Origin of the sequence: Nocardiopsis alborubida (genome assembly GCF_012396365.1) — a bacterium.
GTDB lineage: Bacteria > Actinomycetota > Actinomycetes > Streptosporangiales > Streptosporangiaceae > Nocardiopsis > Nocardiopsis alborubida.
This window is the reverse complement of the sequence record NZ_JAAXPG010000011.1, coordinates 13,286-26,165: the sequence shown is the minus strand read 5'-3', so window position 1 is coordinate 26,165 and position 12,880 is coordinate 13,286. Positions and strand designations below refer to the sequence as shown.

7 protein-coding genes are annotated in these 12,880 nt (G+C 70.7%); 2 read left to right on the top strand and 5 right to left on the bottom strand.

Going from position 1 to position 12,880, the window contains the following annotated elements; all coding sequences use genetic code 11:
- Positions 1 to 17 precede the first annotated feature (17 nt).
- On the bottom strand, positions 18 to 731 hold the full coding sequence (locus HGB44_RS13145) for a hypothetical protein (RefSeq protein WP_061083111.1): 714 nt from the start codon (positions 729 to 731) through the stop codon (positions 18 to 20).
- Positions 732 to 810: 79 nt separating this feature from the next.
- On the opposite strand from HGB44_RS13145, the gene HGB44_RS13140 reads away from it, so the two are divergent.
- Positions 811 to 1,350: a DinB family protein gene (locus HGB44_RS13140; protein ID WP_061083112.1), complete on the top strand. Its 540-nt coding sequence runs from the start codon at positions 811 to 813 to the stop codon at positions 1,348 to 1,350.
- A 218-nt stretch (positions 1,351 to 1,568) separates the two neighbouring features.
- On the opposite strand, the gene HGB44_RS13135 is transcribed toward HGB44_RS13140, so the two are convergent.
- Entirely contained in the window at positions 1,569 to 2,402 is an 834-nt protein-coding gene (locus tag HGB44_RS13135; RefSeq protein ID WP_061083113.1) for a PadR family transcriptional regulator, read from the bottom strand.
- Between the two features lie 157 nt (positions 2,403 to 2,559).
- Positions 2,560 to 6,120: a DNA polymerase III subunit alpha gene (gene dnaE / locus HGB44_RS13130; protein WP_061083114.1), complete on the bottom strand. Its 3,561-nt coding sequence runs from the start codon at positions 6,118 to 6,120 to the stop codon at positions 2,560 to 2,562.
- A 654-nt stretch (positions 6,121 to 6,774) separates the two neighbouring features.
- On the opposite strand from dnaE, the gene HGB44_RS13125 reads away from it, so the two are divergent.
- Entirely contained in the window at positions 6,775 to 8,076 is a 1,302-nt protein-coding gene (locus HGB44_RS13125; RefSeq protein WP_233458705.1) for an HNH endonuclease signature motif containing protein, read from the top strand.
- A gap of 709 nt (positions 8,077 to 8,785) precedes the next feature.
- Here HGB44_RS13125 and HGB44_RS13120 read toward each other — a convergent pair.
- Both HGB44_RS13120 and HGB44_RS13115 read right to left on the bottom strand, forming a co-directional pair.
- Positions 8,786 to 10,744: a glycosyl hydrolase family 18 protein gene (locus HGB44_RS13120; protein ID WP_061083473.1), complete on the bottom strand. Its 1,959-nt coding sequence runs from the start codon at positions 10,742 to 10,744 to the stop codon at positions 8,786 to 8,788.
- Positions 10,745 to 11,071: 327 nt separating this feature from the next.
- On the bottom strand, positions 11,072 to 12,751 hold the full coding sequence (locus HGB44_RS13115) for a glycosyl hydrolase family 18 protein (RefSeq protein ID WP_061083472.1): 1,680 nt from the start codon (positions 12,749 to 12,751) through the stop codon (positions 11,072 to 11,074).
- Between the last annotated feature and the right edge of the window lie 129 nt (positions 12,752 to 12,880).

Here is a 12,880-nt window from a genome sequence, read left to right as displayed (position 1 = left end):
AAGGGGCCGGGGCGGGGTCAGCCGCGGGGCTCCTCCGGTCCCGCCTGGTCGCGCTCGGCCGGGATCGGCTCACCGGGGGGCGGGGGCGCCGCGGGGCCCGTGTCCGGACCGTGGCCGAGCGGCGCACCGGGTTCGGCGTGTGCGTCCGCGTCCGCGTCCGGGGCCCGCCGCACGAGCACGTGCCGGGGCACGCCGGGCAGGTCGCGGCGCACGAAGCTGATCGCGTCGAGCAGCCCGTACTGGAGGACGAACACCAGGGGCCAGATCAGCAGGAAGGCGGTCGCGTCGAGCTGGAGTCCGGTCTGGACGGCGGCACCGGGCTCGGCGGCGTCGACGGCGGCGTGCGCCGGTCCGTCCAGGGCCACACCGATGCGCCAGGTGAGCACGGCCCCGCCCAGCGAACCGAGGAAGCCCGCGACCAGGCACACCATGCGCAGGTCCTGGAAGCGGCGGCGCGACAACGGGAACTGGGCCATGTAGGCGGTGTAGCCCGTGATCAGCCCGGTGAGGGCGGTGATGAGGGCGAACCAGCCCTCGCCCGCGAACACGTCCTCGGTGGTTCCGGTGAAGATTTCGCCCCCGCCCAGCGCGGTGCCCTCCGCGCGCGGCGCCAGGCCCCACCACAACGGCCCCAGGGACGCGCCCAGCAGGAGCAGGACCCCCAGGACGCACGCTCCCACGACCAGTCGGCGTGTCGGCGCCGACGTCTCCCCCCGGTTGCGGTCCGCCATCTCCCCCACTCTCCGCGCCCCGTCCCGGCCTGCGGAAAACCAGTGGATACGGGGTATAGCCGGAACGGAGAATACCGGCATGAGTGACAAGAACAGCCCTCTGGCCGTCCCCGGACTCCATCGTGTCGACCCGCCCAAGGCCGCCGACGAGCGCACCATGCTCACCAGTTGGTTGGACTGGCACCGCGCCACGGTCCACGCCAAGTGCGCCGGGCTGTCCCCCGAACACGCCGCCGCCACTCCCCTGCCGACGTCCCCGCTGATGAGCGTGGGCGCCGTCGTCTCCCATCTGCGCTGGGTGGAGCACGCCTGGTTCGAGGTGGTCCTGCTGGGGCGGCCCGACGAGGGCTACGCCACCCCGGAGGACCCCGACGCCGAGTGGCGCCGGGGCGGGCAGCTCCCCCTGGCCCGGCTCCTGGAGGAGTACGAGGCCCAGTGCGCCCGCTCCCGCGAGATCACCGCCCGGCTGGAGCTGGGTTCGGGCTCGCGGCGCGCCCACCGCTCGGAGGGGCACACCACACTGCGGTGGGTGCTGGTGCACATGGTCGAGGAGACCGCCCGCCACAACGGCCACCTGGACGTCCTGCGCGAACTCGCCGACGGAACGACCGGCGAGTAGTCCGCGCGTCGGGGCGACGGGCCCCGGGGCGAACGACGCGTCCCCCGGTCCGGGGCACCGGCGGGCCCGGCCCCAGGGGGCCGGGGCGCTGACAGGTGGGACCGCTGACCGACAGGGCGCCGGCACAAGGGGCACCGGCGCAGCAGGGGTGCCCGGGGGCGTGTTCGCGCCCCCGGGCACCCCAGCGTCGTCGCCGTCACCGGCCGGTGCCCGGCGCCTCAGTCCTCGTCGTCGTCCGCCGGGGCGGAGGCGGTGTCGGCCTCCTCCTCCGCGAGGATGAGGTAGAGGCCCCGGCGGGTCTCGGCCAGGAGCCGTTTGGCCCGCTCCAGCTGGTCGGCGCTGCCCGCCTGGGCGACCTGCGCCGCGGCCGCGCTGAGCTGGTGGGCCAGTGCCGCGACCTCCTCGTAGCGGGACCGGGTGTCGGCGTAGGCGTCGGCGACCGCCTCCCAGGGCGGGGTGAGCCCGGCACCGTGCTCCTCCAGGTGGGCGATGCCCTCCTCGGTGAGCCGGTAGGGGCGGCGGCGCCCCTCGCCCTCCTGCTGGACGACCAGGCCCTCGTCCTCCAGTTGCTGGAGCATGGGGTAGACCGAGCCCGGACTGGGCCGCCACATGCCGCCGCTGCGGTCTCGGCCCTCCCGGATGATCTCGTAGCCGCTGCGCGGCTCCTCCGCGAGCAGCAGCAGGATGCCGGTGCGCACGTCGCCCCGCTTGGCGCGGTGCCCGCCCCCGCGCCGACCGCCTGGGCCGCCTCCCGGGCCGAACCCCGCACCCGGCCCGAAGCCGCCGGGACCGCCGGGACCGAAGCCGCCGAACGGGTGGTCGGAGCCGAAGGGCCCCGCTCCCCAGGGCGGCCGCCCCGGTCCCATCGGGGGTTCGGGAGGCGGAGGCGGACCGAACGCGAACCGCTCTCCGCCGCCTCCCGGACCATGGTGGTCCCCGTGCTCGGCAAACCCGCGTCGCTCCTCCTGCGGCCGGCGGCCCCAGGGGCGGCGCGAGCGGCGCGGTCCGCGTGCGTCCCAGGACCAGGGGCCGGGCAGTGCCATGGCGCTCATGGTGTTCTCCTTGAGGTTGTGCGATACAGAGCGACTATCTCCCTCTGTTCTGATAGCTCAAAGATATATCGCTAACTTCGATCGGGCAAGGGCGGATACGAAAAAGGTCCCCGCCCGCCCGAGGGCGCGCGGGGACCGTGAGGCCGCGGGGCGGTGGTCAGTAGTCGACCGCGAAGGCCCCCAGCAGGCTCTTGACCTCACCGTTGAACTCCGGGGAGATCCGCACCGAGTAGCGGTCCACGGCGTAGACACGCGACCGGACCGGGTTGTCCACCCGGATCCGCACCGGGGTGTCCCCCTTGTGCGTGGCCAGCACCTGGCGCAGGTCACCGACCAGCTCGGGGGTGAGGCGCTCCTCCGCGACGGTCAGCAGCACCGGCGGTTCTCCCTCGGTGACGTGCGAGATGTCCAGGATCGACATCTCCGAGGCGAACATCGACCACGTGCCGTCCCGGTCGTTGAGCCTGCCCTTGACCGTGACCGCGGTGTCCTCCAGCAGGGCCTGCACGTACAGCGGATAGGTCTTGGGGAAGAACAGCACCTCCATCGAGGCGTCCAGGTCCTCGACCGTGGCGATCGCCCACTGGTTGCCCGCCTTGTTGGTGCGCTTGTCCACCTTGGAGATCAGGCCGGAGATACGCACCTCACCGCGCTCTCGGGCCAGCTCCCCCGCCACGATCTGCGCGATGGAGGTGTCGCGCGAACGCGCCAGCACCCGCTCGGCACCGGCCAGCGGGTGGCTGGAGACGTACAGGCCCAGCATCTCCCGCTCGAAGGCCAGCTTGGTCTTGCGGTCCCACTCCTCATCACCCCAGTTGATGTTGAGGCCGATGGGGGTGGAGTCGCCGTCGTCGCCGCCGCCGAACAGGTCGAACTGTCCGTGCGCCTCCTGCTTCTTGGAGCTGATCATGCCGTCCACCGCCGTCTCGTGGTGGCGGTACAGCTCACGGCGGGGCTGACCGAGCGAGTCGAAGCCGCCCGCCTTGATCAGCGACTCGATGACGCGCTTGTTGCAGGCCGCCAGCTCGATCTTGGACAGGAAGTCGGTGAAGGAGCTGAACTTGCCCTTCTCGGTGCGGGTCTTGATGATCGAGTTGACGACGTTGGCGCCGACGTTGCGGACCGCGCCCATGCCGAAGCGGATGTCCTTGCCCACCGGGGTGAAGCGCAGGCCCGACTCGTTGACGTCGGGGGGCAGCACCTTGATGCCCTGGGTCCGGCACTCGGCCAGGTAGATCGCCATCTTGTCCTTGTCGTCGCTGACCGAGGTCAGCAGCGCGGCCATGTAGGCGGCGGGGTGGTTGGCCTTGAGGTAGGCGGTCCAGTAGGAGACCAGGGCGTACCCGGCGGCGTGCGACTTGTTGAACGCGTAACCGGCGAAGGGCAGCATGACGTCCCACAGCGCCTGCGTGGCCTCCCGGGAGAAGCCGCGGGCCTCGGCCCCGGGGAAGAACTTGGCCTCCTCCTCCTCCAGGGCCTCCTTCTTCTTCTTGCCCATCGCGCGGCGCATGAGGTCGGCGCCGCCCAGGGTGTACCCGGCCAACTGCTGGGCGATGGCCATGATCTGCTCCTGGTAGACGAGCAGGTGGAAGGTCTCCCCCAGGATCGGATCCAGGGCGTCCTTGAGCTCCGGGTGGATCGGGGTGACTTCCTGCCGCCCGTTCGAGCGGTCGGCGTAGTCGTTGTGCGCGTTCGCGGCCATCGGACCGGGCCGGTACAGCGACAGCACGGCCGCGATGTCACCGAACTTCTTGGGTTCCATGCGCTTGAGCAGGTTGCGCATCGCGCCGCCGTCCAGCTGGAACACGCCCAGGGTGTCGCCGCGCGAGAGGAGCTGGTAGGTCTTCTTGTCGTCCAGGGGGAGCTTCCCCAGGTCGATGTCGATCCCCTCGGCCTCCTTGATGGACTTGACCGCGTCGTCCATGATCGTGAGGTTGCGCAGACCCAGGAAGTCCATCTTGAGCAGGCCCATGTCCTCGCACTGAGGGTAGGGAAAGCCCGTGATGATGGCCCCGTCGGTGTCGCGCTTGTGCAGCGGGATGACGTCGAGCAGGGGCTCCTTGGACAGGATCACCCCGGCCGCGTGCACGCCCGTGCCGCGGGTCAGGCCCTCGATGCCGCGCGCGGTCTCCATCACCTTGGCGACCTGCGCGTCGTTGTCGATGAGGCTGCGCAGCTCGGTGGTCTCGCCGTAGCGCTCGTGCTCGGTGTTGGTCACCGCCTCCAGCGGGATCTCCTTGCCACCGACCGCGGCGGGGAAGGCCTTGGTGATCTGGTCGCCCACCGAGTAGGGCATGCCCAGGATGCGCGTGGAGTCCTTGACCGCGGCCTTGGCCTTGATGGTGCCGAAGGTCAGGATCTGCGCGACGCGCTCCTCGCCGTACAGGCGGGTGACGTACTCGATCATCTCCCCGCGCCGACGCTCGTCGAAGTCCAGGTCGACATCGGGCATGGTGACGCGCTCGGGGTTGAGGAACCGCTCGAACAGCAGCCCGTGCTCCAGCGGGTCCAGGTCGGTGATGCCCAGGACGTAGGCGATCATCGACCCCGCCGCCGACCCTCGTCCCGGGCCCAGCGCGATCCCGTTCTTGCGCGCGTACTGGCAGATGTCGGCGACCACGAGGAAGTAGGCGGGAAAGCCCATCTCGTTGATGATGCCGAGCTCGAAGTCGACCCGCTGGCGGATCTCGTCGTTGATCCCGTCCGGGTAACGGCCCGCGAGCAGCCGGTCGACCTCCTTGGCCAGCCAGGAGGCCTGGGTCTCCCCCTCGGGCACGGGGAAGACCGGCATCAGGTCACGGTGGGCGAACACCGCGTCGTAGGCGCCCGGGTCGATGCGCTCGGCCACCAGCAGGGTGTTGCGGCACCCCTGTTCCCACTCGTCGAAGTTGAGGAGGCCGCGCATCTCGTCCGCGGTCTTGAGGTAGTAGCCCGAGCCGTTGAACCGGAACCGGGTGGGGTCGTCCAGGTTCTTGCCCACGCCCACCGCCAGCAGCGCGTCGTGCGCCGCGGCCTGGGACTCGTAGACGTAGTGGGAGTCGTTGGTCACCAGCGGCGGGATGTCCAGTTCGCGGCCGACCCTGAGCAGGCCGTCGCGGACCTCCTTCTCGATGGGCACGCCGTGGTCCATCAGCTCCAGGAAGACGTTCTCCTTGCCGAAGATGTCCTGGAGTCCGGCCGCGTAGGCGACGGCCTCCTTCTCCTGGCCCAGCCGCAACCGCGTCTGCACACCGCCCGAGGGGCAGCCGGTGGAGACGATGATGCCCTCGCTGTACTCCGACATCAGCTCCAGGTCCATGCGGGGCTTCATGTAGTAGCCCTCCATGGACGCCAGCGAGGACATCCGGAACAGGTTGCGCAGGCCCTTCTCGTTCTGCGCCAGCATCGTCATGTGCAGGTAGCGGCCACCGCCGGAGATGTCCTTGCCGCCCTCGGACGAGGCGTCCTCGGAGCCGCTGGCCCGCCCCCAGAAGACCCGCTTCTTGTGGAAGCGCGACTCGGGGGCGACATAGGCCTCGATACCGATGATCGGGGTGACGCCGGTGCCCTTGGACTGCTGGTAGAACTCGTAGGCCCCGAACATGTTGCCGTGGTCGGTCATCGCGACCGCGGGCATGCCCAGCCGCGACGCCTCCTTGAACAGGGGCTTCAGCTTCGCTGCCCCGTCGAGCATCGAGTACTCGGTGTGGACGTGCAGATGGGCGAAGGAGTCGGCCATGGCTCGGGTGCCCCCAGGAGGGTCGGTGGACGGGTGTTGACTCCTGAGCCTACGACTTTCCCGCGACACTCGCAGACCCCTGTGGACAACGTGTCCCGTCCGCCTCGCGGAGCCCCCACCCGTCCCCTGCGGAGCTCTCACCCGCCCCTCTCGGAGCCCTCACCCGCCCCTCCTCCATCCCCAGCCCCTCTCTCATCCAGGATGTGAAGCCAGGCACACCGGCCAGGAGCCGGGAAGGGACTTTTGAGGGACGGAAAGGGGCGGGGAGGGGCCGCCGCCAGGGCCCCTCCCTACGCCGTTCCCGCCCGGGGTCATCGGCGCCGACGAAAGCGCACCAGCTGCCGCGAAAAGGCGCGGGCGGCGGGGAACGGTCGGGGTCGGCGGAATGCCGGGCACCCGACGAACAGCGGCGCCAAAGGCAGGAGCGACCGCCGGAGGGCGGACAACGCCTGAGGCCCGAGGCGGCTGGACTGCACAGCGAAAAACGGCACCAAAGACAGGCGGACATTTGGGGCACATTTTCAGTCGCGCTTTTCGGGCGCACACATTACAGCTTGCCGAGAAGTCTCAAATCCCGAAAAGGAAGCTGGAAAAAGACCGAACGCAAGCTGTGAATTCATGGTCGAATGGCATATCTTCACCTATAATAAGAACATGGAGACGATGACCGCAGCACCCAGCCGAAGCCCCCGGGGTTGTTCCCCGGCCGTGGCCGCGCTGGCCGGTGCGTGCGAGGTCATCGAAGAGGTCCTGGGCCGGGACGTGCCCGTGGGGGCGGACGAGGCCGCCGCCGAGGAAGTCGCCGCCCTGTGGGCCCAGGTGGAGAGGATTCGCCACCAGGCGCTGGCCCGGATGGCTGGCCTGTACGCGCGCGGTGAGGTGGCCCGCTACAGCGGCTACGCCACGTTGGACAAGTGGCTCACCCACCACGGCAAGATGCCCACCGCCCAGGCCAAGGACCTGGCCCGATGGGCTGAGCACACCCACCAGAACACCCTGCCCGCCACTGTCCAGGCAGTAGGGGAGGGCGCTCTGGCGCTGGGTGAGGCGGTGGCGATCGCCAAGGTCACCGACAAAGCCGTCCAAACCCGGGATGAGGACCACTTCCCCGATGAGGGGGAGTACCGGCAGGGGTTTGAGTCGGCGTTGGTGGCGGCCAAGGCAGAGCGGCCCGCGTTGTCGGTCAACCAGCTCCAGTCGGTGGCCCGCCAGGTCGCTTACCGTTTGGACCCCCATCGCCTGGACCGTGACCACGAGGCCGCCCACGCCGGGCGTGGTCTGGTCGTGCATGACACGTTCCAGGGCAGCTACCAACTCCAGGCCTGGGGCGGGGCCGGAGACGCGCTGATCGTGCGCGCCGCTATTGACACCTTCACCACCCCACCCGGCGAGGGTGACACCCGTAGCCGGTCTCAGCGCGAGCACGACGCGCTCATCGCGGCGCTGCGTTTTGCCACCACCCACACCGGGTGTGACAACACTCCGGCTCCGTTGGCGCAGATCCGCATCCTGGTGCCCGTGGAGACCTACCTGGACACCGAAGGCCAGGAAAGGCCCGCTCTGGACGAGAACGGCCGGGTAATCCCCGTCGGGCTGGTCCACGAACTGGCTGGGGACTCCGAGGTGGTGCGGATGCTCACCGCACCCTCCACCGGACACGTGCTAGATGTGGCTCCCAGTCGCCGCCTGGCCTCAGCCCGACAGCGCACGGCCGCCTTCCACGGGCACGCCACGTGTGCGCACCCGGGCGGGTGCGAGGTGCCGATCACCTGGTGCCAGGCCGACCACATCACCTCCTTCTCCCGGGGTGGGCGCACCGAGGTCGCGAACCTGCAACCACTATGCGGCCCGCACAACCGGGCCAAGTACCAACGCGAACTGCGCACACACCAGCAGCGGGGGCGAGGGCGGCACCACCCGCCCGGCAGAGACCCGGACCCACCGCCCCGGGAGTGACCTCCGGCCGGGCCGGGCCCCGGCATGCCCGCACCCGGCAGGCGGCCCGGGTCCCCTACCCACCGCTGCCGTCGTCGCCCGCCCCCACCCCCGGGGCCGGTAGCGCTGTCCGAGGCCGGAGGGCCCGCTCGCCTTTGGTGCCGACGCAGCAGAGCCCCATCACCCCCGAACCCCCACCGTTGGACGCCCTCCTCCACCACTACGCGGCAGCCGGTGCCGCCGCCTCCGGCCACCATCCACGACCAGAGCGTTGAACGGGAACCCCAAACACCCGCCGCCTTCGCTGCCAACGCAGCAGAGCCCCACCACCCCCCAACCCCCACCGTTGACCGCCCTCCCAAGCCACTACGCGGCAGCTGCTGACGCAGGAGCGAGCGACCACACGCGTACAGCAAGCGTTGACCGCCCTCCCGGAGTCGCTCCCGCCCTTGATGCCAACGCACCAAAGACCCGCCACCCCCGAACCCCGAACCCCGACCGCTGACCGCCCTCCCGGACCACTACGCGGCGGCTGACGTGCGCTCACCATCGCCAGCCCCTTCCTCCGTGTGTCCGTCTGGAACAAGGGTTCCCCTGGGAGAGCCCGACACAGAAGCGGCCGGTACGGACCGCGACGGTCCGCACCGGCCTACTTCCGGCCAGGCCCATTTCCAATCGGCTTTCCAATCGGCCTACCCCCAGCCCGGCGTGCGCCGGACCGGAGCGCCGACTACCCGGCCAGCGCCGTGTCGATGGCGTTCATGAGGCTGCCGTTGGCGTCGTCGCCGTCAACGGACCAGATCATGACGCCGCCCAGGCCCTGGGCCTGGGCCCAGTCGGTCTTCTGGGCCATGGAGACCTCGTCGTCGTAGGTCCAGAAGGTGTCACCGTTGTACAGCCAGGCGGTGCCCAGCGCGTCGTCGCGGTGCAGCTCGTAGCCGCCGGTACCCACCAGGTCCTTCAGGACCTTCCAGTCGTCGATCCCCGCCTCGTAGCTACCGGGAGCGGGTCCGGTAGCGCTCTGGAAGAGACCGTCGCCGTTCGGACCGGGCTCCACGCCGGTCCAGCCGCGGCCGTAGAACGGCACGCCGAGCACCATGTCGGCGGGGTCCACTCCGCGGTCGAGGTAGGCCTGGACCGTGATCTCGGTGGAGTACAGGTCCGGTCCGGGGTCGGCGGGGTCCAGGAGCAGGTTGGACTGGTGGTTGGCGGTGGTCTCCCAGCCGCCGTGGTAGTCGTAGCCCTGCACCGTGATGAAGTCGAAGTCGGTCATGAGCTGCGGCATCTCGAAGCCGAGCTCGATCTTCTCCGGGTCGGCGGGCAGGAACGCGGTCAGCTCGTACTGGCGGCTCGTCTCGGTCTCCAGGGCGTCCAGCTGGTCGCGGAACTCCTGTACCAGGGCGGTGAAGTTCTCCTTGTCCTCAGGGCGGATGGTGTTGTGCTCATGGCCCGCCGATCCCGGCCACTCCCAGTCCAGGTCGATGCCGTCGAAGACGCCGTAGGCGGAGCCGGGCCCGCCCGCGCCGTCGAAGAGGGGCAGGTTGCCGCGCAGGAACTGGTCGACGCACGAGGAGACCATGCGCTCGCGGGACTCCGCGGTCAGCGCCGCGTCGGAGAAGTGCTCGGACCAGGTCCAGCCGCCGAGGGAGATGTTGACCTTGAGGTCGGGGTACATCTCCTTGAGCTCGCGCAGCTGGTTGAAGTTGCCGCGCAGGTCCTGGTCCCAGGTGTCGCCGACCCCGTCGACGCTGTCGGCGGCCCCGAAGGAGCGGCCGTAGTCGGCCCAGGCGTCGCCCTGGCCGAGCTGGTTGGCCATGAAGCACTCGCCGTTCGCGTTGATGTTGCCGAAGGCGTAGTTGATGTGGGTGAGCTTCTCGGCGGTGCCCGAGGTGACCAGGTCGTTCACCAGGTAGCCGCGGTCGTAGATGCCCCACTGGGTGAAGTAGGCGACCCGGCGCTCCTGGGGCGGGTCGGTGGGGCCGCCGCCGTCCGCGTCGGTGGTGGCGGTGACGGCGCCGCTCTCGGGGCCCCTGTTGTTGGAGGTGTCGTAGGCGCGCACGGTGAACGTGTGCTCGGTCTCGGGCGCCAGCCCGGTGACGGTGGCGGTGGTACCGCTGACCGCGCGGACGACCTCGCCCCCGGAGAGGACCTCGTAGCCCGCGACCCCGGCGTTGTCGTCCGCCGCGCCCCACTCCAGGGTCACGGTGGTCGAGGTGGTGCCGGTGACGGCCAGGCCGGTCGGCGCGGTGGGTGGCTCGGTGTCCTCCTCGCCGGGCTCGCCCGAGCAGCTGCCGCCGTTGACCGTGCAGTCCACGGGAGCGGTGTCGCCGCCGCCGTGGGTGCCGTTGAACCCGATGGAGTAGCTGCCGCCCGCCGGGACGGACGCGCCCCACGCGGGCGGGGTGATGGTGTAGGCGTCGCCGGAGCGGCTGAGGGTGGCGTTCCACAGGCTGGTGATCGCGGTGCCGGAGGGGAGCCGGAGGCCGATGCTCCAGTCGCTCAGCGCCGCGCCCGAGCCGTTGGCGATGGTGAGCTGCCCGCCGTAGCCGGTCTCCCAGCGGCTGGTCTCCACGTAGGTGACGGTGACGCCCGCGGTGTCGGCCGACGCTGCGGGGGCGGGTGCCAGTGCGAGGGGTAGGGCGATCGCGGCGGCCAGTGCCGCGATCCGTTGGCGAAGTCGTGCTCTCACGGTTGCTCCTGGTGCGTGAGCGGTGTGGGGGTTGGCCTTCCGCCGCGGGGGGCGGACGGCTGCGGGGTGTGCGCCCAGGGAGTGCGGTGTCGCGAGCTGACCGGTGGTGGTCTCGGCGGCGCGCGTGAGAGGTGGCGTGTGCGTGGCAGGGGCATGGCGGGCCTCCGACATGGGGGAGGAGGGGGTGTGGGGGCCGGTGCGGACCGTCGCACATCGGTCCGCACCGGCCGTGGCGGCGGTGCTCCCCGGATCAGAGCACCGACGCCGCTCGGTCCCGGTCCGGGATCGCCGGACCGGAAGTCTGTCGGTTGCGGGGGCGGGCGGTTGCTAGTCGCTCAGCGCCGTGTCGATGGCGGCCATGAGGCTGCCCTCGGCGTCGTCGCCGTCGATGGACCAGATCATGACCCCGCCGAGGCCGTTGTCCTGGGCCCAGTCGGTCTTCTGCGTCATGGCGGTCTCGTCGTCGTAGTTCCAGAGGGTCTCGCCGTCGTAGATCCAGGCGGTCCCGGCCTCCTCGTTGCGGAAGACCTCGAACTCACCGGAGTCGACCTTCTCCTCCAGGACCTTCCAGTCCTCGGTGCCCGCCGCGTACGTCCCCTGCGCGGGGCCCGTCGCGGGCTGGAAGAGGCCGTCGCCGTCGGGGCCGGGCTCCACACCCGTCCACCCCTGTCCGTAGAAGGGCACGCCCAGGACGAGCTTGTCGGGGTCCACGCCCCGGTCCAGGTAGGCCTGGACGATGAGCTCGGTGGAGATCACCGGCTGGGGGTCGCGGGCGTCCACGACCAGGTTGGACTGGTGGTTGGTCGTGCTCTCCCAGGTGCCGTGGTAGTCGTAGCCCTGCACCGTGACGAAGTCGAAGTCGGTCATGAGCTCGTCCAGCTCGTACCCGGCGTCCAGGCGCCACCCCCCGGCGGGCATGAACGCGGTCAGCTCGTAGTGGCGGTCGGTCTCCCCGCCGAGCGCGTCCAGCTGGTCGCGGAACTCCTGCACCAGGGCGGTGAAGTTCTCCTTGTCCTCGGGGCGGACCGTGTTGTGCGGGTGGCCGTCGGAGCCGGGCCACTCCCAGTCCAGGTCGATGCCGTCGAAGACCCCGTAGGCGGCGCCCTCGCCGCCCGCGCCGTCGACCTCGGGCAGGTTCCCCCGGAGGTACAGGTCGACGCAGGAGCTGACCAGCCTCTCGCGGGACTCCTCGGTCAGGGCCGCGTCGGAGAAGTACCGGGACCACTCCCAGCCGCCGAGGGAGATGTTGACCTTCAGGTCGGGGTACATCTCCTTGAGTTCGCGCAGCTGGTTGAAGTTGCCGCGCAGCTCCTGGCCGGGGTCGTCGGCGGTTCCGTCGACGCTCTCCGAGGCGGGCACGGGGTGCGCGTAGTCGGCGACGGCGCCCTCCTGGCTGGTCCCGTCGCCCGTGGCGCACACGCCCTCGGCGGTGACGTTGCCGAACGCGTAGTTGATGTGCGTGAGCTTCTCCGCGCTGTCGCTGTCGACCAGGTCGCGGACGTGGTAGTCGCGCTCCCCGGCGCTCCACTGGGTGTAGTAGGCGACGCTGCGGCTGTCGTGGGAGGGGCCGCTCCCGTCGTCCCCGGCGCAGGGGGAGCCGTTGACCAGGCAGTCCACGAGGTCGGTGGCGCCGTCGGAGTGCAGCCCGTTGAAGCCGAAGGAGTAGCTGCCGCCCGCCGGGACGCTGGCGCCCCAGTGCGGCGGGGTGATCGTGTAGCCGCCGGGGGTGCCCGCGAGGGTGGCGTTCCACAGCTCGTGGATGCGGCTGCCGTCGGGGAGCGAGAACTCGACGGCCCAGTCGTCGACGGGGGCGTCCGAGGCGTTGTGGACGGTGATCTGGCCGGTGTAGCCGGTGTTCCACCGGGCCGACTCCGTGTAGGTGACCGTGAGGTCGGCGGGGCCGGCCTCCTGGGCGGCCGCGGCCGGGACCGAGGTCGCCGTGAGCGGGGCGAGCAGCACGGCGGCCGCGACGGCCGCGAGGCGGGTACTGAAACGTCGTGCTCTCACGTCGTGGCATCTCCTGGTGCGGGGAGGGGGATCGGGGGGATGGACGACCGTGCTCTTGGAACAGAGGGGATGGGCTGCGGTCGTGTGCGGGGGCCGCGGGGGAGAGCCGCGGTCCGTCAGCGGGGTTCG

Excerpts from the sequence above, each read along its gene's own strand:
- HGB44_RS13145 (WP_061083111.1), bottom strand. The coding sequence starts at position 731 with ATGGCGGACCGCAACCGGGGGGAGACGTCGGCGCCGACACGCCGACTG.
- HGB44_RS13135 (WP_061083113.1), bottom strand. The coding sequence starts at position 2,402 with ATGAGCGCCATGGCACTGCCCGGCCCCTGGTCCTGGGACGCACGCGGA.
- HGB44_RS13140 (WP_061083112.1), top strand. The coding sequence starts at position 811 with ATGAGTGACAAGAACAGCCCTCTGGCCGTCCCCGGACTCCATCGTGTC.
- HGB44_RS13125 (WP_233458705.1), top strand. The coding sequence starts at position 6,775 with ATGGAGACGATGACCGCAGCACCCAGCCGAAGCCCCCGGGGTTGTTCC.
- dnaE (WP_061083114.1), bottom strand. The coding sequence starts at position 6,120 with ATGGCCGACTCCTTCGCCCATCTGCACGTCCACACCGAGTACTCGATG.